The 26,783-nt window shown below is 58.0% G+C and carries 24 protein-coding genes and 1 other annotated feature; of the genes, 20 read left to right on the forward strand and 4 right to left on the reverse strand.

The genetic code is table 11. The features are described from left to right. The first annotated feature begins 171 nt into the window (after positions 1 to 171). The 5 genes from QZ766_RS19265 to thrC all read left to right on the forward strand — a co-directional run bounded on the left by QZ766_RS19265 (position 172) and on the right by thrC (position 5,896). Entirely contained in the window at positions 172 to 858 is a 687-nt protein-coding gene (locus QZ766_RS19265) for a tRNA/rRNA methyltransferase (protein WP_297206056.1), read from the forward strand. A 207-nt stretch (positions 859 to 1,065) separates the two neighbouring features. Beyond that, on the forward strand, positions 1,066 to 1,134 hold the full coding sequence (thrL, locus tag QZ766_RS19270; RefSeq protein ID WP_297206481.1) for a thr operon leader peptide: 69 nt from the start codon (positions 1,066 to 1,068) through the stop codon (positions 1,132 to 1,134). Then, positions 1,073 to 1,188, forward strand: a sequence feature (Thr leader region). It overlaps the preceding gene by 62 nt. Before the next feature lie 24 nt (positions 1,189 to 1,212). Continuing rightward, a complete protein-coding gene (gene thrA / locus QZ766_RS19275; protein ID WP_297206059.1) occupies positions 1,213 to 3,675 on the forward strand; it encodes a bifunctional aspartate kinase/homoserine dehydrogenase I in 2,463 nt (820 codons plus the stop codon). Between the two features lies 1 nt (position 3,676). Further along, on the forward strand, positions 3,677 to 4,606 hold the full coding sequence (thrB, locus tag QZ766_RS19280) for a homoserine kinase (RefSeq protein ID WP_297206061.1): 930 nt from the start codon (positions 3,677 to 3,679) through the stop codon (positions 4,604 to 4,606). A gap of 3 nt (positions 4,607 to 4,609) precedes the next feature. Further along, positions 4,610 to 5,896, forward strand: a complete 1,287-nt coding sequence (gene thrC / locus QZ766_RS19285) for a threonine synthase (protein ID WP_297206064.1) — start codon at positions 4,610 to 4,612, stop codon at positions 5,894 to 5,896. Positions 5,897 to 5,930: 34 nt separating this feature from the next. On the opposite strand, the gene yaaA is transcribed toward thrC, so the two are convergent. Both yaaA and QZ766_RS19295 read right to left on the reverse strand, forming a co-directional pair. After that, positions 5,931 to 6,707 (reverse strand): peroxide stress protein YaaA, encoded by a 777-nt coding sequence (gene yaaA / locus QZ766_RS19290; RefSeq protein ID WP_297206066.1) that lies wholly within the window; start codon positions 6,705 to 6,707, stop codon positions 5,931 to 5,933. Between the two features lie 65 nt (positions 6,708 to 6,772). Continuing rightward, a complete protein-coding gene (locus QZ766_RS19295) occupies positions 6,773 to 8,203 on the reverse strand; it encodes a sodium:alanine symporter family protein (RefSeq protein WP_297206068.1) in 1,431 nt (476 codons plus the stop codon). Positions 8,204 to 8,406: 203 nt separating this feature from the next. Between QZ766_RS19295 and tal the strand changes: the two genes are divergently transcribed. The 3 genes from tal to QZ766_RS19310 all read left to right on the forward strand — a co-directional run bounded on the left by tal (position 8,407) and on the right by QZ766_RS19310 (position 11,472). Beyond that, positions 8,407 to 9,360: a transaldolase gene (gene tal, locus QZ766_RS19300; RefSeq protein ID WP_297206070.1), complete on the forward strand. Its 954-nt coding sequence runs from the start codon at positions 8,407 to 8,409 to the stop codon at positions 9,358 to 9,360. Between the two features lie 108 nt (positions 9,361 to 9,468). After that, a complete protein-coding gene (mog, locus tag QZ766_RS19305; protein WP_297206071.1) occupies positions 9,469 to 10,059 on the forward strand; it encodes a molybdopterin adenylyltransferase in 591 nt (196 codons plus the stop codon). A gap of 108 nt (positions 10,060 to 10,167) precedes the next feature. Then, positions 10,168 to 11,472, forward strand: coding sequence for an MFS transporter (locus tag QZ766_RS19310; protein WP_297206073.1), 1,305 nt, complete (start codon positions 10,168 to 10,170; stop codon positions 11,470 to 11,472). A gap of 40 nt (positions 11,473 to 11,512) precedes the next feature. Here QZ766_RS19310 and satP read toward each other — a convergent pair whose 3' ends face one another. After that, positions 11,513 to 12,079 carry an acetate uptake transporter gene (gene satP / locus QZ766_RS19315; RefSeq protein ID WP_297206075.1) on the reverse strand — a complete coding sequence of 189 codons (567 nt, stop codon included), beginning with the start codon at positions 12,077 to 12,079 and terminating at the stop codon, positions 11,513 to 11,515. 296 nt (positions 12,080 to 12,375) lie between these two features. Between satP and dnaK the strand changes: the two genes are divergently transcribed. The 4 genes from dnaK (at position 12,376) to nhaR (ending at position 17,800) form a co-directional block, all read left to right on the forward strand. Continuing rightward, complete coding sequence (dnaK, locus tag QZ766_RS19320) at positions 12,376 to 14,292, forward strand: molecular chaperone DnaK (RefSeq protein ID WP_297206077.1); 1,917 nt, start codon at positions 12,376 to 12,378, stop codon at positions 14,290 to 14,292. An 85-nt stretch (positions 14,293 to 14,377) separates the two neighbouring features. Beyond that, positions 14,378 to 15,517, forward strand: a complete 1,140-nt coding sequence (gene dnaJ, locus QZ766_RS19325; RefSeq protein WP_297206079.1) for a molecular chaperone DnaJ — start codon at positions 14,378 to 14,380, stop codon at positions 15,515 to 15,517. Positions 15,518 to 15,670: 153 nt separating this feature from the next. Further along, positions 15,671 to 16,846 (forward strand): Na+/H+ antiporter NhaA, encoded by a 1,176-nt coding sequence (gene nhaA, locus QZ766_RS19330; protein ID WP_297206081.1) that lies wholly within the window; start codon positions 15,671 to 15,673, stop codon positions 16,844 to 16,846. Between the two features lie 57 nt (positions 16,847 to 16,903). Next, positions 16,904 to 17,800, forward strand: a complete 897-nt coding sequence (gene nhaR / locus QZ766_RS19335; protein WP_297206083.1) for a transcriptional activator NhaR — start codon at positions 16,904 to 16,906, stop codon at positions 17,798 to 17,800. Positions 17,801 to 17,858: 58 nt separating this feature from the next. Here nhaR and rpsT read toward each other — a convergent pair whose 3' ends face one another. After that, positions 17,859 to 18,122: a 30S ribosomal protein S20 gene (gene rpsT / locus QZ766_RS19340; RefSeq protein ID WP_297206085.1), complete on the reverse strand. Its 264-nt coding sequence runs from the start codon at positions 18,120 to 18,122 to the stop codon at positions 17,859 to 17,861. A 329-nt stretch (positions 18,123 to 18,451) separates the two neighbouring features. Here rpsT and ribF point away from each other — a divergent pair, with 329 nt between their 5' ends. From ribF to QZ766_RS19380, 8 genes are all read left to right on the forward strand, one after another. Continuing rightward, positions 18,452 to 19,390: a bifunctional riboflavin kinase/FAD synthetase gene (ribF, locus tag QZ766_RS19345; RefSeq protein WP_297206087.1), complete on the forward strand. Its 939-nt coding sequence runs from the start codon at positions 18,452 to 18,454 to the stop codon at positions 19,388 to 19,390. A gap of 33 nt (positions 19,391 to 19,423) precedes the next feature. Beyond that, positions 19,424 to 22,240, forward strand: a complete 2,817-nt coding sequence (gene ileS, locus QZ766_RS19350) for an isoleucine--tRNA ligase (RefSeq protein ID WP_297206089.1) — start codon at positions 19,424 to 19,426, stop codon at positions 22,238 to 22,240. Next, positions 22,240 to 22,740, forward strand: a complete 501-nt coding sequence (gene lspA / locus QZ766_RS19355; protein WP_297206091.1) for a signal peptidase II — start codon at positions 22,240 to 22,242, stop codon at positions 22,738 to 22,740. Before ileS ends, lspA begins: the two co-directional genes overlap by 1 nt. A 111-nt stretch (positions 22,741 to 22,851) precedes the next feature. Next, positions 22,852 to 23,301: an FKBP-type peptidyl-prolyl cis-trans isomerase gene (gene fkpB / locus QZ766_RS19360; protein ID WP_297206093.1), complete on the forward strand. Its 450-nt coding sequence runs from the start codon at positions 22,852 to 22,854 to the stop codon at positions 23,299 to 23,301. A gap of 1 nt (position 23,302) precedes the next feature. Then, the gene (gene ispH, locus QZ766_RS19365; protein ID WP_297206095.1) at positions 23,303 to 24,253 is read left to right on the forward strand and encodes a 4-hydroxy-3-methylbut-2-enyl diphosphate reductase; all 951 of its coding nucleotides are present in this window, start codon (positions 23,303 to 23,305) and stop codon (positions 24,251 to 24,253) included. Positions 24,254 to 24,426: 173 nt separating this feature from the next. After that, entirely contained in the window at positions 24,427 to 25,341 is a 915-nt protein-coding gene (gene rihC, locus QZ766_RS19370) for a ribonucleoside hydrolase RihC (RefSeq protein WP_297206097.1), read from the forward strand. A gap of 100 nt (positions 25,342 to 25,441) precedes the next feature. After that, on the forward strand, positions 25,442 to 25,999 hold the full coding sequence (locus tag QZ766_RS19375) for a glucose-6-phosphate isomerase family protein (RefSeq protein WP_297206099.1): 558 nt from the start codon (positions 25,442 to 25,444) through the stop codon (positions 25,997 to 25,999). Continuing rightward, positions 25,992 to 26,762 carry a glucose-6-phosphate isomerase family protein gene (locus QZ766_RS19380; RefSeq protein ID WP_297206101.1) on the forward strand — a complete coding sequence of 257 codons (771 nt, stop codon included), beginning with the start codon at positions 25,992 to 25,994 and terminating at the stop codon, positions 26,760 to 26,762. The genes QZ766_RS19375 and QZ766_RS19380 overlap by 8 nt, the downstream gene beginning before the upstream one ends. Positions 26,763 to 26,783: the final 21 nt, after the last annotated feature.

A 26,783-nucleotide genomic window follows, 5' to 3' on the forward strand; every position in this document is an offset into this window, starting at 1 on the left:
GGGATATGCATGTTCTGTTAACATTCTCCAGGTACTGACTGGCTATTGATAGTTCAGTAAATCTTATATGTTAAGTGTGGCAATTGCATTAGCTTTTGTTGCATAAAAGTAAATTCGCGATGCGTAAAATGTTTGGCCATTTTCACGATTGCGAAAGGATAAAATGAGAAAATGCGGTTATCAATTGTACTGGTTTCACCAGCAAGAGCTGAAAACGTCGGCGCCGCCGCGCGGGCGATGAAAACCATGGGTTTTACCGAGATGCGCATCGTGGACAGCCTGGCGCACCTGGAGCCCGCGGCGGGATGGGTAGCGCACGGTTCGGGCGACATTCTGGAGAATGTCACCTGTTTTCAGACGCTTGAAGAAGCGCTTCACGATGTTGATTTTACCGTGGCGACGACCGCGCGCTCCCGTGCGCGCTTTCACTATTACGCGACGCCGCAGGAGCTTCTGCCGATGCTGGAAGAAAAGGCCGAATGGATAAGCCACGCCGCGCTGGTTTTTGGCCGGGAGGATTCCGGCCTGACTAACGAGGAGCTGGCGCTGGCGGACGTGCTCAGCGGCGCGCCTCTGGCGGCGGATTATCCTTCGCTGAACCTCGGTCAGGCGGTGATGGTGTACTGCTATCAGCTTTCGTCCCTGCGGCTAAAAATGGCGCAATCCATTACCCGCAGTGATGAAAATCAGCTGCAGGCGCTGAGGCAGCGCGCCGCGGTGCTGCTTGAAAATGTTGGGGCTGCTGACGATAGCAAGCTGGCCGACTGGCTCCAGCAGCGCATCGGCCTGCTGGAGCAGCGGGATACCGCGATGCTGCACCGGCTGCTCCACGATATCGAAAAAAAACTTGCCGACTAAAAGACTGTTATAAGTTTTATGTATGGTTTTATGCGCTGCATGCAGGCCGGAAAATTGGTTTATTCGGTTGTGGCCGCGAGGATTTCAGGCGCAGACGGGAATGCGTCTGAAATGTGACCAAATTCGAAATTCATTGACTTAAACAGCCTAATCCTTTAACCAATATAGGCAGACGACAGACAATAAATTACAGAGCACACAACATCCATGATTCGCATCCGCCTGACCACCACCATTACCACAATCATCATTACCACAGGTAACGGTGCGGGCTAACGCGTACAGAAACAAAGAAAAAAGCCCGCACCTGACAGTGCGGGCTTTTTTTTCGACCAAAGATCAAGGGGTATTACCATGCGAGTCTTGAAGTTCGGCGGTACATCAGTGGCAAATGCAGAACGTTTTCTGCGGGTTGCCGATATTCTGGAAAGCAACGCCAGGCAGGGGCAGGTAGCGACCGTACTCTCTGCCCCGGCCAAAATCACCAATCACCTGGTGGCGATGATTGAAAAAACCATCGGCGGCCAGGATGCGCTAGCCAATATCAGCGATGCCGAACGTATTTTTGCCGAACTGCTACAGGGACTCGCCGATGCCCAGCCGGGATTTCCTCTCGATCGCCTGAAGGCCACCGTCGGGGAGGAGTTTGCCCAGATTAAACATGTGCTGCACGGTATCAGCCTGCTGGGACAGTGCCCGGACGCCGTCAACGCGGCATTTATCTGCCGCGGCGAAAAGCTCTCCATTGCGATCATGGCCGGCCTGCTGGAGGCCCGCGGCCACGGCGTCAGCGTGATTAATCCGGTAGAAAAACTGCTCGCCGTCGGCCACTACCTTGAATCCACCGTCGATATCGCTGAATCCACCCGCCGTATCGCCGCCAGCCGCATCCCGGCCGATCACATGGTGCTGATGGCCGGCTTTACTGCCGGTAACGACAAAGGTGAGCTGGTGGTGCTGGGGCGCAACGGCTCCGACTACTCCGCCGCGGTACTGGCTGCGTGCCTGCGCGCCGACTGCTGCGAGATCTGGACCGATGTTGACGGCGTCTATACCTGCGATCCGCGCCAGGTGCCCGACGCGCGCCTGCTGAAGTCAATGTCTTACCAGGAGGCGATGGAGCTCTCCTATTTCGGTGCTAAAGTGCTGCACCCGCGCACAATCGCGCCTATCGCCCAGTTCCAGATCCCCTGCCTGATTAAAAACACCGGCAATCCGCAGGCGCCGGGCACTTTGATCGGTGCCAGCAGCAACGATGATGCCCTGCCGGTGAAGGGCATCTCGAACCTCAATAATATGGCGATGTTCAACGTCTCCGGCCCGGGCATGAAAGGCATGGTCGGCATGGCGGCCCGGGTTTTCGCTACCATGTCCCGCGCCGGAATTTCGGTGGTGCTGATAACCCAGTCCTCCTCGGAATACAGCATCAGCTTCTGTGTGCCGCAGAGCGACTGCGCCCGGGCGAAGCGGGCGATGGAAGATGAGTTCTATCTGGAGCTGAAAGAGGGGCTGCTTGAGCCGCTGGCGATAATGGAGCGGCTGGCTATTATCTCCGTGGTCGGCGACGGGATGCGCACCCTGCGCGGCATCTCCGCGAAATTCTTTGCGGCCCTGGCCCGCGCGAACATCAATATCGTCGCCATTGCTCAGGGTTCGTCAGAGCGTTCTATCTCGGCGGTGGTCAACAATGACGACGTCACTACCGGCGTGCGCGTCGTTCATCAGATGTTGTTCAATACCGATCAGATTATCGAAGTGTTCGTGATCGGCGTCGGCGGCGTCGGCGGCGCGCTGCTGGAGCAGCTCAAGCGCCAGCGCGGCTGGCTGAAAAATAAACATATCGACCTGCGGGTGTGCGGCATCGCCAACTCCCGGGCGCTGCTGACCAACGTGCACGGGCTCGATCTGGAGAACTGGCAGGGGGCGATGGCAGAAGCTAAAGAGCCGTTCAACCTGGAGCGTCTGACCCGGCTGGTGAAAGAGTATCACCTGCTCAATCCGGTGATTGTGGACTGCACCTCCAGCCAGGCAGTTGCCGACCAGTACGCCGACTTCCTGCGCGAAGGTTTTCACGTGGTGACGCCGAACAAAAAGGCGAACACCTCGTCGATGGATTACTACCACGAGCTGCGCCAGGCCGCTGCCGGCTCCCGCCGCAAGTTCCTCTACGATACAAACGTCGGTGCCGGGCTGCCGGTGATCGAGAACCTGCAAAACCTGCTTAACGCCGGCGACGAGCTGCAGCGTTTCTCCGGCATTCTCTCGGGCTCGCTCTCCTTTATTTTCGGCAAGCTGGACGAGGGCATGAGCCTTTCAGAAGCCACCCGCACCGCGCGCGAGATGGGCTACACCGAACCCGATCCCCGGGACGATCTCTCCGGCATGGACGTGGCGCGCAAGCTGCTGATCCTCGCCCGCGAAACCGGCCGCCAGCTGGAGCTGGATGATGTGGTGGTAGAGTCGGTACTCCCCGGCCACTTCGACGACAGCGGCGATGCCGACAGCTTTATGGCCCGCCTGCCGCAGCTGGATGCCGAGTTTTCCGATCGCGTGGCCCGCGCCCGGGACGAAGGTAAGGTGCTGCGCTATGTCGGCAGCATTGAAGAAGACGGCGTGTGCCGGGTGAGAATTGCCGAGGTGGACGGCAACGATCCGCTGTATAAAGTGAAGAACGGCGAAAACGCGCTGGCCTTCTACAGCCACTATTACCAGCCGCTGCCGCTGGTGCTGCGCGGCTACGGCGCCGGTAACGACGTTACCGCCGCCGGCGTGTTTGCCGATCTGCTGCGCACCCTGTCATGGAAGTTAGGAGTTTAAGATGGTCAAAATTTATGCCCCGGCCTCCAGCGCCAATATGAGCGTCGGCTTCGACGTGCTGGGTGCGGCGGTAACGCCGGTAGACGGCACGCTGCTCGGCGATAATGTGGAAGTGGTGGCCGCCGACAGCTTCAGCCTTAACAACGTCGGGCGCTTCGCCAGCAAGCTGCCGACCAACCCGCAGGAAAATATCGTCTGGCAGTGCTGGGAGCGCTTTTGCCAGGAGATTGGCAAAAAAGTACCGGTGGCGATGACGCTGGAAAAGAATATGCCGATTGGCTCCGGGCTCGGCTCTAGTGCCTGCTCGGTGGTGGCCGGGCTGGTAGCGATGAACGAGTTCTGCGGCAGGCCGCTCAATGAAAGCAAAATGCTGGCGCTGATGGGCGAGCTGGAAGGACGCATCTCCGGCAGCGTGCACTATGACAACGTTGCGCCGTGCTATCTGGGCGGCATCCAGCTGATGATTGAGGAAAACGAGATTATCAGCCAGTCCGTTCCGGCGTTTGACGAGTGGCTGTGGGTGCTGGCCTATCCGGGCATTAAAGTCTCCACCGCTGAGGCAAGGGCGATTCTGCCGGCGCAGTACCGCCGCCAGGACTGCATTGCGCACGGCCGCCACCTGGCCGGCTTTATTCACGCCTGCTACAGCCGCCAGCCGGCGCTGGCGGCTAAACTGATGAAAGACGTGATTGCCGAGCCGTACCGCGCGCGCCTGCTGCCCGGCTTTGCCCAGGCGCGCCAGGGCGTGGCCGAAATAGGCGCGCTGGCCAGCGGTATTTCCGGTTCCGGGCCGACGATGTTCGCCCTGTGCGACAATCCGCAAACGGCGCAACGAGTGGCAGACTGGCTCGAAAAACACTATCTGCAAAATCAGGAAGGCTTCGTTCATATTTGCCGGCTGGACACGGCGGGCGCACGCGTAGTGGGATAACCAATGAAACTGTACAACTTAAAAGATCATAACGAGCAGGTCAGCTTCGCGCAGGCCGTCACCCAGGGGCTGGGTAAAAATCAGGGACTGTTCTTTCCGCGAGATCTTCCCTCCTTCAGCCTGACGGAAGTGGACGAACTGCTGGCGCAGGATTTTGTCCCGCGCAGCGCCCGCATTCTGTCGGCGTTTATCGGCGATGAAATCCCGCAGGGCGAGCTGGAAGCGCGGGTGCGCAGCGCCTTCGCTTTTCCGGCACCGGTAAAAGAGGTTCAGCCGGATGTCGGCTGCCTGGAGCTGTTCCACGGCCCGACGCTGGCGTTTAAGGACTTCGGCGGCCGCTTTATGGCCCAGATGCTGACCCACATCAGCGGCGACAAGCCGGTGACGATCCTGACCGCCACCTCCGGCGACACCGGTGCCGCCGTGGCGCACGCCTTTTACGGCCTGAAAAACGTGCGGGTGGTTATCCTCTATCCGCAGGGCAAAATCAGCCCGCTGCAGGAGAAGCTGTTCTGCACCCTCGGCGGCAACATTGAAACTGTCGCCATCGACGGCGATTTTGACGCCTGTCAGGCGCTGGTGAAGCAGGCGTTTGATGACGAAGAGCTTAAGCAGGCGCTGGGCCTCAACTCGGCGAACTCCATCAATATCAGCCGCCTGCTGGCGCAGATCTGCTACTACTTTGAAGCTGTAGCGCAGCTGCCGCAGGAAGCCCGCAACCAGCTGGTTATCTCGGTGCCGAGCGGCAACTTTGGCGATCTCACTGCCGGACTGCTGGCGAAGTCGCTGGGCCTGCCGGTGAAGCGTTTTATCGCGGCGACTAACGTTAACGACACCGTCCCGCGCTTCCTGCAGGAAGGGGAGTGGAAGCCGAAGGCGACGCAGGCAACCCTGTCTAATGCCATGGACGTCAGCCAGCCGAACAACTGGCCGCGGGTGGAAGAGCTGTTCCGCCGCAAGACCTGGCGGCTGGGGGATCTCGGCTACGCTGCTGTAGATGATGAAACGACTAAAGCGGCGATGCGCGAGCTGGAAGAGATTGGCTACACGTCCGAGCCGCACGCGGCGGTGGCCTGGCGCGCGCTGCGCGACCAGCTGAAGCAGGGCGAGTACGGCCTGTTTTTAGGCACGGCCCATCCGGCGAAATTTAAGGAGAGCGTGGAGGCGATTCTCGGCAAGACGCTGCCGCTGCCCCAGCCGCTGGCCGATCGCGCGGATCTGCCGCTGCTGTCGCACAGCCTGCCGGCGGACTTTGCCGCTCTGCGCAGGCTGATGATGGAAAAAGCGTAAGGTTTACCCTCTCCGGGCGCCGGCGCCCGGAGAATTAACGCTGCTCGTGGCGTTTAAACACCAGCTCGCCGCTGCCGGACGCGGCCTCGTCAAAGAAATACCCCTCGCTGTCAAACTGCTTAAGCTGCTCCACGTCCGCAAGCTGGTTCTCAATGATATAGCGGCTCATCAGCCCGCGCGCCTTCTTGGCGTAGAAGCTAATCACTTTGAACTTGCCGTTCTTCTCGTCGAGAAATACCGGTTTTACCAGGGTGCCTTTCAGCGTCTTTGGCCTCACCGACTTGAAGTATTCGTCGGAGGCAAGGTTGATAACCACGTCATCGCCTTGCGCCTTCAGCGCTTTATTCAGGGTGTCGGTAATGGTATCGCCCCAGAAGTGGTACAGATCCTTGCCTTCAGGATTTTCCAGGCGGATGCCCATTTCCAGGCGGTAGGGCTGCATCAAATCCAGCGGGCGCAGCACGCCGTACAGGCCGGAGAGAATGCGCAGGTGCTGCTGGGCGAAATCAAACTGTGCTTCGGTGAAGGTCTCGGCCTGCAGGCCGGTGTAGACATCGCCTTTGAACGCCAGAATCGCCTGGCGCGCGTTGTCCGGCGTGAATTTCGGGTTCCAGTCGTGAAAGCGGGTGGCATTCAGGTCGGCAAGCTTATCGCTGATGCTCATCAGCTTGCCAATCTGCGGCGCGGAGAGTTTGCGGGCTTCGGCGATCAGCTGCTCTGAGTACTTCAGCAGCTGCGGCTGGGTGTAGCGCGCGGTCGCCAGATCGCTCTGGTAGTCCAGCGTCTTTGCAGGTGAAATCAAAATCAGCATGTTTCTTCCTTGGCAGTGTTTTTCACGACTGTATCAAAAAATGGCCGGAAAGCGATCGATAGCAGCTATTGGCGCGGCACATTGTCCCAGCTCCCGGGGGCCAGCTGCTGTTCAATTTCCGGATAGCGCGCGGGATCGAAAACCGGTCTGATGCCGAGCTTGCGCTGGCGCAAATAGTCGCTGGCGATGATGCGCACCACCGGCGACAGCAGCAGGATCGCCGTCAGGTTGGTGAGCGCCATCAGCGCCATGATAATGTCCGCCATCTGCCAGACCAGCGGCAGGCTCAGCTGGGTACCGGCGATCACCATCAGCACCGCCCCGATGCGCAGCAGGCGAATATGCTTTGCGGTATACCTGTGCAGATACACCAGATTATTTTCTGCATAGATGTAATTAACGATGATTGAGCTATAGGCGAAGAGCATCACGATCCCCGCCACGAACTGCGCTCCCCAGCTGCTGGCGAAAGACATCATCGCTTTTTGCACCAGCTGAATGCCGTCCAGCGTGGTCGCTTCTGTTTCCGGCCCGGCGAGCAGCAGAATCATCGCCGTGGCGCTGCAGACAATCAGCGTATCCACCACCACGCCAATCATCTGCACGATGCCCTGCGCTGCCGGATGCGGCGGCCACGATGCGGCGGTTGCGGCGGCGTTAGGGGTGGATCCCATTCCGGCTTCGTTAGAGAACATCCCGCGCATAAAGCCGTTGGTCAGCGCCTGGCTGATGCTGTAGCCCACCGCGCCGGCCGCCGCCTCCTGCCAGCCGAAGGCGCTGCGCACGATGGTTTCCAGCACGCCCGGCATATCCGTGATGTGCCACAGACAGATGAGAAGGCTGGCGCCCAGCCACAGGATGCCCATCACCGGTACCATAAACTGGGTGATTTTTGCCACGCCTTTCAGCCCTTTAACAATGGCGAAAAGCGTCAGCACCGCCAGGGCGATACCGGTTAAATATTCGGGAATATCAAATGCAAAGCGCATCGCGTTGGCGACGGAATTTGACTGTACGGTATTGAAGATAAGTCCGTAGGCCAGCAGCAGGAATATGGAAAAGAGGCCGCCCATCCAGCGCATGCTCAGGCCGCGGGCCATATACCACGCCGGGCCGCCGCGAAACTGACCGCTGGCGTCGCGTTCTTTATAAAGCTGCGCCAGCGAGCACTCGGCGAAGCTGCTGGCCATGCCGATAATTGCCGAGACCCACATCCAGAACACCGCCCCCGGGCCGCCCGCGGTGATAGCCAGCGCTACGCCGGCCAGATTGCCGCTGCCGAGCCGCGCCGCGAGGCTGGTGCACAGGGCCTGGAACGACGTAAGGCCGCCGGGCTGCGGCGTCAGGCTCTTCTTTAAACTTTTGCCGAAGTGGCGAAGGTAGCGAAACTGAACATATCCGGTGCGCCAGGTAAACCACAGGCCGGTGCCGATAAGCAGGTAAATCATTATCGAGCCCCAGAGGATATCGCTGACGAAGGATAAAAACTCAGGCATGAAATGTCCTTTCCATAAATGCCGCGCAGCGTGGAAGCGCTACCATTTGACGAGATCCCTTACCAGGTAGGGCGAAGAGGACGAGAGTTTATCATAGACTGCTCTCTTGATCCGTCCACGGTTGCGCTGCTATCGGGGCGTGATATTATCGACTGCAGACCGGTTACATACCACTAACAGCTACTTAATATGAGACACCTATCATGACGGATAAATTGACCTCACTGCGTCAGTACACCACCGTAGTGGCCGACACCGGAGACATCGCAGCAATGAAGCTTTATCAGCCTCAGGATGCGACCACCAACCCCTCCCTGATCCTCAACGCCGCGCAGATCCCGGAATACCGCAAGCTGATTGACGAAGCGATTGCGTGGGCGAAAGGCCAGAGCAGCGATCGCGAGCAGCAGATCGTTGATGCAACGGATAAACTGGCAGTGAACATTGGTCTGGAGATCCTCAAGCTGATCCCGGGCCGCATCTCTACCGAAGTGAATGCTCGTCTGTCCTACGACACCGACGCTTCTATCGCTAAAGCGAAACGCATCATTAAGCTGTACAACGAAGCAGGCATCAGCAACGACCGCATTCTGATCAAGCTGGCTTCCACCTGGCAGGGCATCCGCGCCGCCGAGCAGCTGGAAAAAGAAGGCATCAACTGTAACCTGACCCTGCTGTTCTCCTTCGCCCAGGCGCGCGCCTGTGCCGAAGCGGGCGTGTTCCTGATCTCTCCGTTTGTTGGCCGCATCCTCGACTGGCACAAAGCGAACGGCGATAAGAAAGAGTTCTCCGCATCAGAAGATCCGGGCGTGGTATCCGTATCTGAAATCTACAGCTACTACAAAGAGCACGGTTATGAAACCGTGGTGATGGGCGCAAGCTTCCGCAACGTGGGCGAAATCCTTGAGCTGGCAGGCTGCGACCGTCTGACCATCGCGCCGCCGCTGCTGAAAGAACTGGCCGAAGCCGACGGCGCCATCGAGCGCAAGCTGAAGTTCACTGGCGAAGTGAAAGCGCGTCCGGCCCGCATCACCGAATCTCAGTTCCTGTGGGAGCACAACCAGGATCCGATGGCCGTTGATAAACTGGCCGAAGGTATCCGCAAGTTTGCCGTAGACCAGGGCAAACTGGAAAAAATGATCGGCGATCTGCTGTAATTCCTCTCGCGTGGCCGGACTCCCGGTCACGCTTCTTCTCTGCGATTTGTTTCCCTTTCCTCTCTGCGTGTATCATTCCGCCTAACTGTCATTTTGAACGGAATAGATATGAACACTCTTCGCATTGGCCTGGTATCAATTTCTGACCGCGCCTCCAGCGGCGTTTATCAGGACAAAGGCATTCCGGCGCTTGAAGCCTGGCTTGCCGGCGCGCTGACCACCCCTTTCGAGCTTGAAACGCGCCTTATCCCGGATGAACAGCCGATTATCGAACAGACGCTGTGTGAGCTGGTGGACGAGATGAGCTGCCACCTGGTACTGACCACTGGCGGCACCGGCCCGGCCCGGCGCGACGTCACCCCGGATGCGACGCTGGCGATTGCCGATCGCGAGATGCCCGGCTTCGGCGAGCAGATGCGCCAGATTAGCCTGCATTTTGTGCCCACCGCGATCCTTTCCCGCCAGGTCGGCGTTATTCGCAAGCAGGCGCTGATCCTCAATCTGCCCGGACAGCCGAAATCCATTCAGGAAACGCTGGAGGGCGTGAAGGACGCCGAAGGTAGCGTGCAGGTTCACGGCATTTTCGCCAGCATTCCCTACTGCATCCAGCTCCTCGACGGCCCGTACGTTGAGATCAGCCCGCAGGTTGTGGCGGCGTTTCGCCCCAAAAGCGCGCGCCGGGATTTAACTGCCGGATAATAAAAAAACGCGGCGGCCACGGCTGACGCCGCTCTTTACGAGGCGGGCATTTACGGTATAGTCATTTTTTATTTACGATGCCGTAAACTAAACCTAACAAGGCCCGCTATGTCTGTTCAGCCCCACGCCCGACTGCTCAATCGACAGGATTACAAAACCCTGACTCTCGCCGCACTGGGCGGCGCGCTGGAGTTTTACGACTTCATCATTTTCGTGTTCTTCGCCGCTGTTGTCGGTGAGCTCTTCTTCCCGCCGGACATTCCAGAATGGCTGCGCCAGGTGCAGACCTTCGGTATTTTTGCCGCCGGCTATCTGGCGCGCCCGCTTGGCGGCATCGTCATGGCCCACTTTGGCGATCTGGTCGGGCGCAAAAAGATGTTCAGCCTCAGCATCCTGCTGATGGCGGTGCCGACCCTGCTGATTGGTCTGCTGCCCACCTACGCCTCAATGGGAATTATTGCCCCGCTGCTGCTGCTGTTGATGCGCGTGCTGCAAGGGGCGGCGATCGGCGGCGAGGTGCCCGGCGCGTGGGTGTTTGTGGCGGAGCACGTGCCGGCGCGGCGGACGGGTATCGCCTGCGGTACGCTGACCGCCGGGCTGACAGTGGGGATCTTACTCGGTTCGGTAGTGGCAACCCTGATCAATACCGGACTGTCGCAGCAGGCAATTCACGACGGCGGCTGGCGGATCCCCTTCGTGCTCGGCGGCGCGTTCGGCCTGCTGGCTATGTACCTGCGCCGCTGGCTGCGGGAAACGCCGGTCTTTGTAGAGATGCAGCAGCGCCGGGCGCTGGCGAAAGAGCTGCCGGTGAAATCAGTGGTGATGCACCACCGCGGGGCGGTCGTGATGTCAATGCTGCTGACCTGGCTATTGTCTGCCGGCGTGGTGGTGGTGATCCTGATGTCGCCGATGTGGCTGCAAAAACATTACCGCTACGCGCCGGCGCTGACGCTGCTGGCCAACAGCGCGGCGACGATTATGCTCTGCTGCGGCTGCCTGCTGGCGGGCCTGTCGGCGGATAAATACGGTGCCAGCCGCACGTTTATTGTCGGCAGCCTGCTGCTGGCAGTATCAAGCTGGGCCTTCTATCACTGTGCCGGCCTCGGCTCCGAATATCTTTTTATCCTGTACGGGCTGGTGGGGCTGTGCGTGGGCGTGGTCGGCGCCGTGCCTTACGTGATGGTTAACGCCTTTCCGCCTGAAGTGCGCTTTACCGGTATCTCATTTTCCTACAACGTTTCGTACGCGATTTTCGGCGGGCTGACCCCCGTCGCGGTAACGATGTTGATGGCCGCGTCGCCGCTGGCGCCGGCGTGGTACGTGCTGGCGCTGTCAATTATGGGTCTTGGGCTGGGATGCTGGATGCGCACGGCGCGGGATAGAGCGCCATATGCTGAGCGGGCAGGGGAGTAAAAGCGCGCCGGGCGAGGTTTTGCCCGGCGCGGATTTTTACTTAGTGTTTCTCGCCAATCGGCAGCACGGTGCGACCAAACTGCTCGTTCAGCACTTCGCCCATCGCCAGATAGATAGCGCTGGCGCCGCAGACAATGCCAATCCAGCCGGCAACGACAACGATGCTTTCGTTATCGGTCAGGTGGCCGATTGCCAGCAGCGCAAACAGCACGGTCAGGCTCAGGAAAACGAACTGCAGCATCCGCGCGCCGGTCAGGGTGCCAAAGAACATAAACAGGGTGAACACGCCCCACAGGCCGAGATACGCGCCGAGGAAGTGGCTGTCAGGTGCCTCGGTCAGGCCCATTTTCGGCATTAGCAGAATGGCGACCAGCGTCAGCCAGAATGCGCCGTAAGAGGTAAAGGCGGTCAGGCCGAAAGTATTTCCTTTCTTATATTCCAGCAGACCTGCGAAGATCTGCGCGATACCGCCATAAAAGATGCCCATCGCCAGGATGATGCCGTCCATGGGGAAAAGTCCCGCGTTATGCAGATTCAGCAAAACGGTGGTCATGCCAAAACCCATCAGTCCCAGCGGAGCCGGATTAGCCAACTTAGTGTTGCCCATAATTCCTCAAAAAAATCATAAAATTCAGTTAAATGGTGAATCCCAGCGCCAATACTCTCTCGCAGGGCGCGGCATAATAATCAGGCGGCTGTCGGCCGTCTATGATCTGACAGGGGTGAAAATAAAATATTTTTCGTACTCCCCCTTGATGAAGGAGGTTGCGACCCCATCTTGTAAGCAACACACAGTGAGTGAACCTGAAAAAAAGCAATTCAGGGTGCTTGAAACCTCGCGTTTAGCCCCTACTTACAGATTCACAACCACACGATGACCGAATTTTTAGTGGAGACGTTTAGATGGGTAAAATTATTGGTATCGACCTGGGTACAACCAACTCTTGTGTAGCGATCATGGATGGCACCACCGCGAAAGTGCTGGAGAATGCCGAGGGCGATCGCACCACGCCTTCAATTATTGCTTACACCCAGGACGGTGAAACTTTGGTTGGTCAGCCGGCTAAACGTCAGGCAGTGACAAACCCGCAGAACACCCTGTTTGCGATCAAGCGCCTGATTGGCCGCCGCTTCCAGGACGAAGAAGTGCAGCGCGATGTGGCTATCATGCCGTACAAAATCGTTGGCGCTGATAACGGCGATGCCTGGGTTGATGTTAAAGGCGTCAAAACTGCACCGCCGCAGGTTTCTGCCGAAGTACTGAAAAAAATGAAGAAAACCGCGGAAGATTACTTGGGTGAGCCGGTAACCGAAGCTGTTATCACCGTTCCGGCCTACTTTAACGATGCGCAGCGTCAGGCAACCAAAGATGCCGGCCGTATCGCGGGTCTGGAAGTAAAACGTATCATCAACGAACCGACTGCTGCTGCGCTGGCCTACGGCCTGGACAAAGAGATGGGTAACCGCACTATCGCGGTTTACGATCTGGGCGGTGGTACTTTCGATATTTCCATTATCGAAATCGACGAAGTTGACGGCGAAAAAACCTTTGAAGTACTGGCAACCAACGGTGATACCCACCTTGGTGGTGAAGACTTCGATACTCGCCTGATCAACTACCTCGTTGACGAGTTCAAGAAAGATCAGGGCATTGACCTGCGTAACGATCCGCTGGCCATGCAGCGCCTGAAAGAAGCCGCTGAAAAAGCTAAAATCGAGCTTTCTTCCGCGCAGCAGACTGACGTTAACCTGCCGTACATCACTGCAGATGCGACCGGTCCGAAACACATGAACATCAAAGTGACCCGTGCGAAACTGGAATCCCTGGTCGAAGACCTGGTAAACCGTTCTATCGAGCCGCTGAAAGTTGCGCTGCAGGATGCCGGCCTGTCTGTTTCTGAAGTCAACGACGTGATCCTCGTTGGTGGCCAGACTCGTATGCCGATGGTGCAGAAGAAAGTTGCCGAGTTCTTTGGCAAAGAGCCGCGTAAAGACGTTAACCCGGACGAAGCAGTAGCGATTGGTGCTGCGGTTCAGGGCGGCGTGCTGACCGGTGAAGTTAAAGACGTTCTGCTGCTCGACGTTACCCCGCTGTCTCTGGGTATCGAAACCATGGGCGGCGTAATGACGGCGCTTATCAACAAAAACACCACCATCCCGACCAAGCACAGCCAGGTGTTCTCTACTGCGGAAGATAACCAGTCTGCGGTAACCATCCACGTGCTGCAGGGTGAACGTAAACGCGCGTCTGATAACAAATCTCTGGGTCAGTTCAACCTGGATGGTATTAACGCAGCGCCGCGCGGCATGCCGCAGATCGAAGTTACCTTCGATATTGACGCCGACGGTATCCTGCACGTTTCCGCGAAAGACAAAAACAGCGGTAAAGAGCAGAAGATCACCATCAAAGCCTCTTCTGGCCTGAACGAGGAAGAGATTCAGAAAATGGTTAGCGAAGCAGAAGCTAACGCTGAATCTGACCGCAAGTTCGAAGAGCTGGTTCAGACCCGCAACCAGGGCGACCACCTGCTGCACAGCACCCGCAAGCAGGTTGAAGAAGCTGGCGACAAGCTGCCGGCTGATGATAAAACCGCAATTGAATCCGCGCTGACCGCGCTGGAAACTTCCCTGAAAGGCGAAGACAAAGCGGATATCGAAGCGAAAATGCAGGCACTGGCGCAGGTTTCCCAGAAGCTGATGGAAATCGCACAGCAGCAGCACGCTCAGCAGCAGACTGACGGCGCTGACGCTTCCGCGAACAACGCGAAAGATGACGATGTTGTCGATGCCGAGTTCGAAGAAGTTAAAGACAAAAAATAATCGCCCTGATGCAGGGTAATTAACTGGCACGGGCGTCGGAGTTTACTCCACGCCCGTGCTCGCATGTTAAGGGCAATCTAAAAAGATGGCGAAAAGAGACTATTACGAGGTTTTAGGCGTTTCCAAAACAGCGGAAGAGCGTGAAATCAAAAAGGCCTATAAGCGCCTGGCGATGAAGTATCACCCGGACCGCAATCAGGGTAATAAAGAAGCTGAAACGCAATTTAAAGAGGTTAAGGAAGCTTACGAGATCCTGACCGACTCCCAGAAACGTGCGGCCTACGATCAGTACGGCCACGCTGCCTTCGAGCAGGGCGGTGGCGGCTTTGGCGGCGGTGGCTTCGGCGGCGGCGGTGCGGACTTTAGCGATATCTTTGGTGACGTTTTCGGCGACATTTTCGGCGGTGGCCGCGGTCGCCAGCGCGCCTCTCGCGGTGCAGATCTGCGTTATAACATGGAGCTGACGCTGGAAGAGGCCGTTCGCGGCGTCACCAAAGAGATCCGCATTCCGACCCTTGAAGAGTGCGACGTCTGCCACGGCAGCGGTGCAAAAGCGGGCTCCAAGCCGCAGACCTGTCCTACCTGTCACGGTCAGGGCCAGGTGCAGATGCGCCAGGGCTTCTTTGCCGTGCAGCAGACCTGCCCAACCTGCCAGGGCCGCGGCACCATCATCAAAGATCCGTGCAGCAAGTGCCACGGCCACGGTCGCGTAGAGAAAACCAAAACCCTGTCGGTGAAAATTCCGGCCGGCGTGGATACCGGTGACCGCATCCGCCTCAGCGGCGAAGGCGAAGCCGGCGAGCAGGGCGCTCCGGCAGGGGATCTGTACGTTCAGGTGCAGGTTAAGCAGCACCCGATTTTCGAGCGCGAAGGCAACAACCTGTACTGCGAAGTGCCGATTAACTTTGCGATGGCGGCCCTCGGCGGCGAAATTGAAGTTCCGACGCTGGACGGACGCGTAAATCTCAAAGTGCCCGGCGAAACCCAGACCGGCAAACTGTTCCGCATGCGCGGTCGCGGCGTGAAGTCCGTACGCGGCGGGGCGCAGGGCGACCTGCTTTGCCGCGTGGTGGTCGAAACACCGGTTGGCCTCAACGATAAGCAGAAGCAGCTGCTTAAAGACCTTCAGGAGAGCTTCGGCGGCCCAACGGGCGAGCACAACAGCCCGCGGTCCAAAAGCTTCTTCGACGGCGTGAAAAAATTCTTTGACGATCTGACTCGCTAATTTCCCGCCTGCTGGCCCGAACACTGTTCGGGCCTTTTTATTTGCGCTATGTTTCGTTCTAACCGAGTATTAATGCAGTGATAATCTGTTTTTGCCGAGCTTTAAGCGCAGTTACACTGGCTTATCCCCTGACAATGCGAAAAGAGAAAAAAAGTGAAACACCTGCAACGCTTTCTAAGTAGTGAGGCCTCGGGCGGCGTTATCCTGATTATTGCCGCCGCGCTGGCGATGATAATGGCTAACCTCAGCAGCACCGGCGCCGCCTATCAATCCTTCCTGACAATGCCCGTTCAGCTAACCTTTGGCCCGCTTGAGATCCACAAGGACATGCTGCTGTGGATTAACGATGCCCTGATGGCGGTGTTCTTCCTGATGATAGGCCTTGAGGTAAAGCGCGAGCTGCTGCTGGGTTCCCTCTCCACCCGCCAGCGGGCGGTTTTCCCGATGATTGCCGCCCTGGGCGGGATGGTCGTGCCGGCGCTTATCTATCTGGCCTTTAACCACCACGATCCGGTAGTGAGCCACGGCTGGGCGATCCCGGCGGCTACCGATATTGCTTTTGCCCTCGGGGTGCTGGCGCTCCTCGGCAACCGCGTCCCCGCGGCGCTGAAAATATTTCTGATGGCGCTGGCGATTATCGACGATCTGGGCGCGATTATTATTATCGCTCTGTTCTACACCACTGAGCTGTCGATGGTGTCGCTGGGGATTGCCGCCGCGGCTATTGCCGTGCTTGCGCTGCTCAACTTCCTTAACGTGCGGCGCACCGGTGTCTATATTCTGGTCGGAGTTGTACTCTGGGTTGCGGTCCTGAAGTCCGGCGTACATGCGACGCTGGCGGGCGTCATTGTGGGCTTCTTTATTCCTTTAAGAGAGGGTGACGGGAAATCCCCGGCGAAGCAGCTGATCCACGTACTTCATCCCTGGGTGACCTACCTCATTTTGCCGCTGTTTGCGTTTGCGAATGCCGGCGTCTCGCTGCAGGGCGTCACGGCGCAGGGGCTATTCTCTCTGCTGCCGCTGGGCATTATGGCCGGCCTGGTGCTGGGCAAGCCGCTGGGGATTAGCCTGTTTTGCTGGCTGTCGCTGCGCACCGGGCTGGCGCAGCTGCCGCACAATACCTCTCTGAGGCAGATAATGGCCGTCAGCGTGCTGTGCGGGATAGGCTTTACGATGTCCGTTTTCATCACTAACCTCGCCTTCGACGAGGTGGATCCGGAGCTGGTTAACTGGGCCAAGCTCGGCATATTGCTGGGATCGTGTATCGCCGCTGTGTGCGGTTACTGCCTGCTGCGCCTGCGGGGAAGTGGGTCGGCAAAACACGCATGACGTTATCAATAGCCGCCCTCGGGCGGCTATTTTGCTCAATATTCACGGAGGAATACCATGTCGCATATTAACTACAACCATCTCTATTACTTCTGGCAGGTCTATCGGGAAGGCTCGATTGTCGGCGCCGCGGACGCGCTCTACCTGACGCCGCAAACCATCACCGGCCAGATTAAGGCGCTGGAGGAGCGGCTGCAGGGCAAGCTCTTCAAGCGCAAGGGCCGGGGGCTGGAGCCTACTGAGCTCGGCGAGCTGGCGTTTCGCTACGCCGATAAAATGTTCACGCTCAGCCAGGAGATGCTGGATACCATCAACTATCGCAAAGAGTCGAACCTGCTGTTTGACGTCGGCGTGGCGGATGCGCTTTCCAAGCGGCTGGTGAGCGGCGTGCTGGATGCGGCGGTGGTCGAAGATGAGCAAATCCACCTGCGCTGCTTTGAGTCAACCCACGAGATGCTGCTGGAGCAGCTGAGCCAGCACAAGCTCGACATGATTATCTCCGACTGTCCGGTGGACTCCACCCAGCAGGAGGGGCTGTTCTCGGTAAAAATTGGCGAGTGCGGGGTGAGCTTCTGGTGCCTCAATCCGCCGCCGGCCCGGCCTTTTCCCGCCTGTCTCGAAGAGCGGCGCCTGCTGATCCCCGGTCGTCGCTCGATGCTCGGCCGCAAGCTGCTCAACTGGATCAATTCACAGAATCTGAATATTGAAATTCTCGGCGAGTTTGACGATGCCGCGCTGATGAAGGCATTTGGCGCCTCGCACAATGCTATTTTTGTGGCGCCGACGCTGTATGCGCAGGATCTTTACATCGATGACAATATCGTGGAGATAGGCAGGATTGATAACGTGATGGAGGAGTACCACGCTATCTTTGCCGGACGCATGATCCAGCACCCGGCGGTGCAGCGTATCTGCAATCGCGATTACAGCGCGCTGTTTACACCCGCCAAATAACAGGCATAAAAAAACCCGCGTTAAGCGGGTTTTTCACAAAGCGTCAACGAAGCGGCGATTAAGCCAGTTTGCTGATCTGTGCAGTCAGGTTTGCTTTATGACGTGCAGCTTTGTTTTTATGGATCAGGCCTTTAGCAGCCTGACGATCCACGATCGGTTGCATTTCGTTAAATGCTTTCAGCGCAGCAGCTTTGTCGCCAGCTTCGATGGCTGCGTATACTTTCTTAACGAAAGTACGCATCATAGAACGGCGGCTAGCGTTGTGTTTGCGAGCCTTTTCAGACTGAACGGCGCGCTTCTTAGCTGATTTGATATTAGCCAAGGTCCAACTCCCAAATATGATCTATATGGACAATTCAAAGGCCGAGGAATATGCCCTCTTAGCCTTCTTTTGTCAATGGATTTGTGCAAATAAGCGCCGTTAATGTGACAACGCTTGGTTACGTATTGATGGCGCAAGATTCTAACAGCTTGTATGCGTCGAATACAGCTTTTCCGCCATAAAAAATCGTAGCGGTTCGGGGTTTTTCATGGCGTTTGCACTGAGATGAATGAAATCCTTGCATCTTTGCCGATTGAATTACAATCGTCGGTTAACGAAGCATCCTGTACAAGGTATACTTTGACGATTTTCACTGTTTTGAGCCAGACATGAAGCTGATACGCGGCATATACAACTTTGATCGAATCCCGCGCGGATGCGTGCTGACCATTGGCAACTTTGATGGCGTGCATCGCGGGCATCAGGCATTACTCCAGCGCTTGCAGGTTGAAGGGCGCGAGCGTGGACTGCCGGTAGTAGTGATGATTTTTGAGCCGCAGCCGCTGGAGATGTTCGCGATGGACCACGCGCCTGCGCGCCTGACGCGCCTGCGTGAAAAGGTTCGCTATCTGCGCGAAAGCGGCGTGGACTATGTGCTGGTCATCCGTTTTGACCGCCGTTTCGCCGCCCTCACCGCGCAGGAGTTTATCAGCGATCTGCTGGTCAAGCGCCTGGGCGTGCAGTTCCTTGCGGTTGGCGACGACTTCCGCTTTGGCGCTGGTCGCGAAGGGGATTTCTTGCTATTACAGAAGGCGGGCGCTGAATTTGGCTTTGATGTCACCAGCACCCACACCTTCTGCGAAGGCGGTCTGCGTATCAGCAGCACGGCGGTGCGTCAGGCACTGGCCAGCGACGATCTGGCACTGGCGGAAACCCTGCTCGGCCATCCTTTTATCATTTCAGGACGCGTGGTTCACGGCGATGAGCTGGGGCGCACTATTGGGTTTCCAACGGCGAACTTGCCGCTGCGCCGCCAGGTCTCCCCGGTGAAAGGCGTGTATGCCGTGGAAGTGGCCGGGCTCGGCGATAAGCTGCTGCCCGGCGTTGCCAACATCGGCACGCGCCCCACGGTGTCCGGCGTGCGCCAGCAGCTGGAAGTCCACCTGCTGGACGTTGTAATGGACCTCTACGGTCGCCATATAGATGTGATACTGCGTAAAAAAATACGCAACGAGCAGCGATTTGCCTCACTTGATGAGCTTAAAGCGCAAATCGCTCGCGATGAATTAACGGCCCGCGACTATCTCGGCCTGTCAAACCCGGCGTAATGCCAACGTTATAAATACGGAAACGAGAATCTGATGAGTGACTATAAATCAACCCTGAATTTGCCGGAAACAGGGTTCCCGATGCGCGGCGATCTCGCCAAGCGCGAGCCGGGAATGCTGGCCCGCTGGACTGATGATGACCTGTACGGCGTCATCCGCGCGGCGAAAAAAGGCAAAAAAACCTTCATTCTGCATGACGGCCCTCCCTATGCGAATGGCAGCATTCATATTGGTCACTCTGTAAACAAGATTCTGAAAGACATTATTATAAAGTCCAAAGGCCTGTCGGGTTACGACTCCCCGTACGTCCCGGGCTGGGACTGTCACGGTCTGCCTATCGAGCTAAAAGTGGAGCAGGAGTACGGCAAGCCGGGCGAGAAGTTCACCGCCGCCGAATTCCGCGCCAAGTGCCGCGAATATGCCGCCGCCCAGGTTGACGGGCAGCGCAAAGACTTTATCCGCCTGGGCGTGCTCGGCGACTGGTCGCGTCCTTACCTGACCATGGACTTCAACACCGAAGCCAACATCATTCGCGCGCTGGGTAAAATCATCGGCAATGGCCACCTGCATAAAGGCGCCAAGCCGGTGCACTGGTGCATCGACTGCCGCTCGGCGCTTGCGGAAGCGGAAGTGGAGTACTACGACAAAACGTCTCCTTCCATCGACGTAGCCTTCCAGGCGGTCGATCAGGATGCAGTGAAAGCCAAATTCGGCATAACCTCGGTCAGCGGCCCGATTTCTCTGGTTATCTGGACCACCACCCCGTGGACCCTGCCGGCGAACCGCGCTATCTCGCTGTCGCCGGAATTTGACTACGCGCTGGTACAGGTTGAAGGCCAGGCGCTGATCCTCGCTAAAGATCTGGTAGAGAGCGTGACCAAACGTATCGGCGTGGCCGACTACCGTATCCTGGGCGAAGTGAAAGGCGACGCGCTGGAGCTGATGCGCTTTAAGCATCCGTTCCTCGATTTTGACGTTCCGGCGATCCTTGGCGATCACGTGACGCTCGATGCCGGTACCGGCGCGGTTCATACCGCCGGCGGCCACGGCCCGGACGACTACACCATCAGTCTGAAATACGGTCTGGAAATCGCGAATCCGGTTGGTCCGGACGGCGCTTACGTGCCCGGCACGTACCCGGCGCTGGACGGCATCAACGTATTCAAAGCCAACGACATCATCGTAGATATCCTGCGCCAAAGCGGCGCGCTGCTGCATCTGGAGAAGCTGGTTCACAGCTATCCGTGCTGCTGGCGCCACAAAACGCCGATCATCTTCCGCGCCACGCCGCAGTGGTTTATCAGCATGGATCAGAAGGGCCTGCGCACGCAGTCGCTGTCTGAAATCAAAAGCGTGCAGTGGATCCCGGACTGGGGCCAGGCGCGCATTGAGTCGATGGTCGCTAACCGCCCGGACTGGTGTATCTCCCGCCAGCGCACCTGGGGCGTGCCGATGTCGCTGTTCGTGCATAAAGAGACGCACGAGCTGCATCCGCGCACCCTGGAGCTGATGGAAGAAGTAGCCAGGCGCGTTGAAGTGGACGGCATCCAGGCGTGGTGGGATCTCGACCCGCGCGACATCATGGGCGACGACGCTGACGTGTATGAGAAGGTGCCGGATACGCTGGACGTCTGGTTCGACTCGGGATCGACGCACGCGTCGGTAGTTGACGTGCGCCCGGAATTTGCCGGCCACGCGGCGGACATGTACCTGGAAGGTTCTGACCAGCACCGCGGCTGGTTTATGTCCTCCCTGATGATCTCCACGGCGATGAAAGGCAAGGCGCCTTACCGTCAGGTGCTGACCCACGGCTTCACCGTGGACGGTCAGGGCCGCAAGATGTCCAAATCCATCGGCAACACCGTGTCGCCGCAGGACGTGATGAACAAGCTGGGCGCCGATATCCTGCGCCTGTGGGTGGCTTCTACCGACTATACCGGCGAAATGGCGGTCTCCGACGAGATCCTCAAGCGCGCCGCCGACAGCTACCGCCGCATCCGCAATACTGCGCGCTTCCTGCTGGCGAACCTGAACGGCTTCAATCCTGAAACCGATATGGTCAAGCCGGAAGAGATGGTGGTGCTGGATCGCTGGGCGGTGGGCTGCGCCAAAACCGCGCAGGAAGATATCCTGAAGGCCTACGAGTCTTACGATTTCCACGAAGTCGTACAGCGCCTGATGCGCTTCTGCTCGATCGAAATGGGCTCTTTCTATCTCGATATCATCAAGGATCGTCAGTACACCGCTAAAGCGGACAGCATTGCCCGCCGCAGCTGCCAGACCGCGCTGTACCACATCGCGGAAGCGCTGGTGCGCTGGATGGCGCCGATCATGTCCTTTACCGCCGACGAAATCTGGGGCTACCTGCCGGGCGATCGCGAGAAGTACGTCTTTACCGGCGAATGGTACACCGGCCTGTTCGGGCTGGCAGAAACGGAAGCCATGAACGACGCTTTCTGGAGCGATCTGCTGAAAGTGCGCGGCGAAGTGAACAAGGTGATTGAGCAGGCGCGCGCTGACAAGAAACTCGGCGGCTCGCTGGAAGCAGCGGTAACGCTGTACGCCGAGCCAGAGCTGGCCGCGAAGCTGACGGCGCTCGGTGACGAGCTGCGCTTTGTGTTGCTGACCTCTGCCGCCGCAGTGGCGGACTACGGCGATGCCGCAGGCGACGCGCAGCAGAGCGAACTGCTGAAAGGGCTGAAAATTGCTCTGCAGAAAGCCGTTGGTGAGAAGTGCCCGCGCTGCTGGCACTACACCACCGATATCGGCCAGGTGGCGGGTCACGCAGATATTTGCGTCCGCTGTGTCAGCAACGTCGCCGGTGACGGCGAAAAACGTAAGTTCGCCTGATGAGCCACTCTCTTTCTCAAAGCGGCCTGCGCTGGCTGTGGCTGGTTGTAGTGGTGCTGATTGTTGACCTCGGCAGCAAATACCTGATCCTCCAGCATTTTATGCTGGGGGATACCGTGTCGCTGTTTCCGTCGCTCAATCTGCACTACGCCCGTAACTACGGCGCGGCTTTCAGCTTCCTGGCGGACAGCGGCGGCTGGCAGCGCTGGTTTTTTGCCGGCATCGCTATCGGCATCTGCGTCATTCTGACGGCGCTGATGTACCGCTCGAAGGCGACGCAGAAGCTGAACAATATCGCCTATGCGCTGATCGTAGGCGGCGCGCTGGGCAACCTGTTTGACAGGCTGTGGCACGGCTTCGTGGTCGATATGATTGACTTCTACGTCGGCAACTGGCACTTCGCCACCTTCAACCTCGCCGATACCGCAATCTGCATCGGTGCGGCGCTGGTGGTGCTCGAAGGCTTTCTGCCGAAAGCCGCAGTGAAAAAACAGGCGTAAGCCACATGGCCGGGCCGCACATGTCGCGAGCCCGGCCTACGATAATCGCGCTATCTGCGTGTCCGGCTCCGGCCGGCGGGCAGGTAGCGTAAAATTTTAGAGCTAACCTGCATGTCTAAATCTGTACAGAGCAACAGCGCGGTGCTGGTCCACTTCTCGCTCAAGCTTGATGATGGTTCTACCGCCGAGTCTACCCGCAACAACGGTAAGCCGGCCCTGTTTCGCCTCGGCGATACCTCCCTGTCGGAAGGCCTTGAGCAACAGCTGCTCGGTCTGAAAGCGGGAGATAAGAAGGCGTTCGCCCTCGAACCCGATGCGGCGTTCGGTACGACCAGCCCGGATCTGGTGCAGTATTTCTCACGCCGCGAGTTTATGGATGCCGGCGAGCCAGAAATTGGCGCTATTATGCTGTTTACCGCGATGGACGGCAGCGAAATGCCGGGCGTCATCCGCGAAATTAACGGCGACTCGATCACCGTTGATTTTAACCACCCGCTGGCCGGGCAGACGGTCCACTTTGATATTGAAGTGCTGGAAGTCGATCCGGTACTGGAGGCCTGAAATGCAGATCCTGTTGGCTAACCCGCGCGGCTTCTGCGCCGGTGTAGACCGCGCTATCAGCATTGTTGAAAACGCGCTGCAGATTTTCGGCGCGCCTATCTACGTTCGCCACGAAGTGGTCCATAACCGCTATGTGGTGGATACCCTGCGCAAGCTCGGTGCCATCTTTATTGAACAGCTTGCTGAAGTGCCCGACGGCGCGATCCTGATCTTTTCCGCCCACGGCGTTTCACAGGCGGTGCGCAACGAAGCCAAAGGCCGCGATCTCACCGTCTTTGATGCCACCTGCCCGCTGGTTACCAAAGTGCATATGGAAGTGGCGCGCGCCAGCCGCCGGGGTGAAGAGTCGATTCTGATTGGCCACGCGGGCCACCCGGAAGTGGAAGGCACCATGGGCCAGTACAGCAACCCGAAAGGGGGCATGTATCTCGTGGAGTCCCCGGAAGACGTCTGGAAACTGCAGGTCAAAAACGAAGAGCGGCTGTCGTTTATGACGCAGACCACGCTGTCGGTGGATGACACTTCCGATGTTATCGACGCCCTGCGCCAGCGCTTCCCGAAAATCGTCGGGCCGCGCAAAGATGATATCTGCTACGCCACCACCAACCGGCAGGAAGCGGTACGCGATCTTGCTCAGCGCGCCGATGCGGTGCTGGTTGTAGGATCGAAGAATTCCTCGAACTCTAACCGGCTGGCGGAGCTAGCCCAGCGCATGGGCAAAGCGGCGTTTCTGATTGACGATGCCAGCGACATTCAGCCCGAGTGGGTCGAGAATGCCGCCTGCGTCGGCGTTACCGCCGGTGCCTCCGCGCCGGATATTCTGGTGCAGAACGTTATTAAGCGCCTGCAGGCGCTGGGCGGCGGCGAGGCTATTCCGCTGGAAGGCCGCGAAGAAAATATTGTTTTCGAAGTGCCGAAAGAGCTGCGCCTCGATATCCGCGAAGTCGAATAATCTCTGTTGTGCCGGTCGCCTCTGACCGGCATTTTTTTTACCGCGTCCATTTCCGTTCTTTTCGCCATTTCCCCAGGCTAAACGCGGCACTATAACCGGGCGTCGTGAAAAGCCGCTGGTCACCATTAAATCCCCGCTTTAGGATGGAATCTCAGGCTTTTTAAGGAGGAACTATGCCGCTACCGATTATCCTGGATACCGATCCGGGCATTGACGATGCCGCCGCGATTGCCGCAGCGCTCTTCTCCCCGGCGCTGGATCTGCAGCTTATCACCACCGTCGCCGGCAATGTGTCGGTGGAGAAAACCACCCGCAACGCTCTGCAGCTGCTGCACTTCTGGCAGGCCGACGTGCCCGTTGCTCAGGGCGCGAGTACGCCGCTGCTGCGCCCCGCGCGCGATGCCGCCTACGTTCACGGCGAGTCCGGCATGGAAGGTTATCCTTTCGTCGAGCACCGGCGCCAGACGCTGGATAAACCGGCCCTGCTGGCGATAAGGGATGCGCTGATTAACGCACCGGAGCCGGTAACGCTGGTGGCTATCGGCCCGCTGACCAATATCGCCCTGCTGCTGATTCAGTATCCCGCCTGCCGGGAGAAAATTCGCCGGCTGGTGATTATGGGCGGCTCGGCCGGACGGGGCAATTTTACCCCTACCGGCGAATTTAATATCGCCATCGATCCTGAAGCCGCCGCGCGGGTATTCGCCAGCGGACTGGAGATCGTGATGTGCGGGCTTGATGTCACCAATAAAGCGGTGCTTGCCCCCGAGTTTCTTGCCTCGCTGCCCGGGCTAAACCGCACCGGTAAAATGCTCCATGCACTGTTTAGCCACTACCGCAGCGGCAGCATGAGCACCGGGCTACGGATGCACGATCTGTGTGCCATTGCCTGGCTGGCACGCCCGGAGCTGTTTACCCTGAAACCATGCTTTGTGGCGGTAGAAACCGAAGGGCGCTGGACTGCGGGCACGACGGTGGTGGATATCGATGGTCGCTACGAGCAGCCCGCCAACGTGCAGGTGGCGCTGGATCTGGACGTGGAAGGTTTTCGCGGCTGGGTGGCGGAAGTGCTGGCGCTGGCGCCGTAATATTGTGTGATCTGCAGCGCATAGCGAGCCCGAGATTAGCGGATTAATCGATTAATCTGCTAATCTCTTCCTGTTGTTCTCCTCGGGCGGAGACAAAATTATGGATCCTTTCTTTAAACAGCCGTCGCTTGTTGACTGGCTGACGGGCGCGTTTACACATCATCCGCTTTTACGCAAGTCTACCACTACTGCCGATCTTGCTGAAATATTTGCAGACGGTGCCGCGTGGCAGAATATGGACCCAAAACAGGTCATTTATACTGTTGAGGTGCTGGACACTTCAGCGGCTGAAGGCGCGCTTTTTACCGGCGTCACGCACCTGAATCCGGGAAAAGTGGGAGATGAATTCTTCATGACCCGCGGCCACTATCATGCCCGCAGAGAGCAGGGGGAAGTCTATTTTGGTCTGCGCGGCAAGGGGCTTTTGCTGCTGCAAAATGAAGAGGGTGGCGCTACGCTGGAGACGGTATCTCCAGGGTCAGTGCATATCATTCCCGGTTTCACCGCACATCGCTTAATCAATACCGGTGCCGATATCTTGTCCGCGTTGGCCGTGTGGCCCGCGATTGCCGGGCACGACTATGCGGCGCTCGGTCAGGGATTTTCTCTGCGGGTGAAGGAGATCGACCACCAGGTCAAGGTGATCCGCTATGACTGACTATGGGCTCGATATGGCTATTAACCACGCGCCGTTGGGTTTTTGCTACGGCGAGGACGTCACAGGACCCATGCCGGAAATACGCTATCTCGATCAGATTCGATCTTCGCTGCGAGATCCGCACTGTCACGGACCTGGGGAAGTGTATGCCATCGCGATGGACGTCGCTCGTATTCAGGATCGCGAAGAGCTGCAAAAAAGGATGCTACTGTTTGGGGTGGTCACTTATGCCGCCGGGCAGCTGGGAGAAGAGCCTATTCGCAGCCAGGGACATATTCACCGCATCAGTCAGCACAGCGGCTGGTCGCCGCCGGAACTGTATGAGATCTGGCAGGGAAAGGCGATTATTTACATGCAGGAGCGGGTAGATAACGATCCGGGACGCTGCTTTGCGGTAGTGGCCGCTCCAGGAGATAAAGTCCTGGTCCCCCCTGGCTGGGGACATGCCACGATCTCTGCCGATCCGCTGGTGCCGCTAACATTCGCCGCATGGTGCGATCGGGAATATGGTTTTGAGTATGAGAAAGTTCGGGCGCACAAGGGACTGGCGTGGTATCCCTTGATGCAGGATGGGCAGGTCATCTGGCTGCATAACAAACACTATGCGCCAGGGCGGTTGCAGGTTATCAGAGCGCGTGAGTATGCTGAGTTCGGGATTACTGCAGCACCGATTTACAGCCAGTTCATTACCGACCCTGAAAGACTTCAGTTTATCTCCCGGCCTGACAAAGTCGCGAAGCAGTGGCAAAACTTTCAGCCTTAAGAAACCGGGGCCAGACGGCCC

It is taken from the genome of uncultured Pluralibacter sp. (assembly GCF_913775985.1).
GTDB lineage: Bacteria > Pseudomonadota > Gammaproteobacteria > Enterobacterales > Enterobacteriaceae > Pluralibacter.

Excerpts from the sequence above, each read along its gene's own strand:
- QZ766_RS19375 (WP_297206099.1), top strand. The coding sequence starts at position 25,442 with ATGGATCCTTTCTTTAAACAGCCGTCGCTTGTTGACTGGCTGACGGGC.
- QZ766_RS19310 (WP_297206073.1), top strand. The coding sequence starts at position 10,168 with ATGTCTGTTCAGCCCCACGCCCGACTGCTCAATCGACAGGATTACAAA.
- QZ766_RS19380 (WP_297206101.1), top strand. The coding sequence starts at position 25,992 with ATGACTGACTATGGGCTCGATATGGCTATTAACCACGCGCCGTTGGGT.
- dnaJ (WP_297206079.1), top strand. The coding sequence starts at position 14,378 with ATGGCGAAAAGAGACTATTACGAGGTTTTAGGCGTTTCCAAAACAGCG.
- yaaA (WP_297206066.1), bottom strand. The coding sequence starts at position 6,707 with ATGCTGATTTTGATTTCACCTGCAAAGACGCTGGACTACCAGAGCGAT.
- fkpB (WP_297206093.1), top strand. The coding sequence starts at position 22,852 with ATGTCTAAATCTGTACAGAGCAACAGCGCGGTGCTGGTCCACTTCTCG.
- ispH (WP_297206095.1), top strand. The coding sequence starts at position 23,303 with ATGCAGATCCTGTTGGCTAACCCGCGCGGCTTCTGCGCCGGTGTAGAC.
- nhaR (WP_297206083.1), top strand. The coding sequence starts at position 16,904 with ATGTCGCATATTAACTACAACCATCTCTATTACTTCTGGCAGGTCTAT.
- tal (WP_297206070.1), top strand. The coding sequence starts at position 8,407 with ATGACGGATAAATTGACCTCACTGCGTCAGTACACCACCGTAGTGGCC.
- rihC (WP_297206097.1), top strand. The coding sequence starts at position 24,427 with ATGCCGCTACCGATTATCCTGGATACCGATCCGGGCATTGACGATGCC.
- lspA (WP_297206091.1), top strand. The coding sequence starts at position 22,240 with ATGAGCCACTCTCTTTCTCAAAGCGGCCTGCGCTGGCTGTGGCTGGTT.
- QZ766_RS19295 (WP_297206068.1), bottom strand. The coding sequence starts at position 8,203 with ATGCCTGAGTTTTTATCCTTCGTCAGCGATATCCTCTGGGGCTCGATA.
- QZ766_RS19265 (WP_297206056.1), top strand. The coding sequence starts at position 172 with ATGCGGTTATCAATTGTACTGGTTTCACCAGCAAGAGCTGAAAACGTC.
- thrC (WP_297206064.1), top strand. The coding sequence starts at position 4,610 with ATGAAACTGTACAACTTAAAAGATCATAACGAGCAGGTCAGCTTCGCG.
- satP (WP_297206075.1), bottom strand. The coding sequence starts at position 12,079 with ATGGGCAACACTAAGTTGGCTAATCCGGCTCCGCTGGGACTGATGGGT.
- dnaK (WP_297206077.1), top strand. The coding sequence starts at position 12,376 with ATGGGTAAAATTATTGGTATCGACCTGGGTACAACCAACTCTTGTGTA.
- ileS (WP_297206089.1), top strand. The coding sequence starts at position 19,424 with ATGAGTGACTATAAATCAACCCTGAATTTGCCGGAAACAGGGTTCCCG.
- ribF (WP_297206087.1), top strand. The coding sequence starts at position 18,452 with ATGAAGCTGATACGCGGCATATACAACTTTGATCGAATCCCGCGCGGA.
- thrB (WP_297206061.1), top strand. The coding sequence starts at position 3,677 with ATGGTCAAAATTTATGCCCCGGCCTCCAGCGCCAATATGAGCGTCGGC.
- thrA (WP_297206059.1), top strand. The coding sequence starts at position 1,213 with ATGCGAGTCTTGAAGTTCGGCGGTACATCAGTGGCAAATGCAGAACGT.
- mog (WP_297206071.1), top strand. The coding sequence starts at position 9,469 with ATGAACACTCTTCGCATTGGCCTGGTATCAATTTCTGACCGCGCCTCC.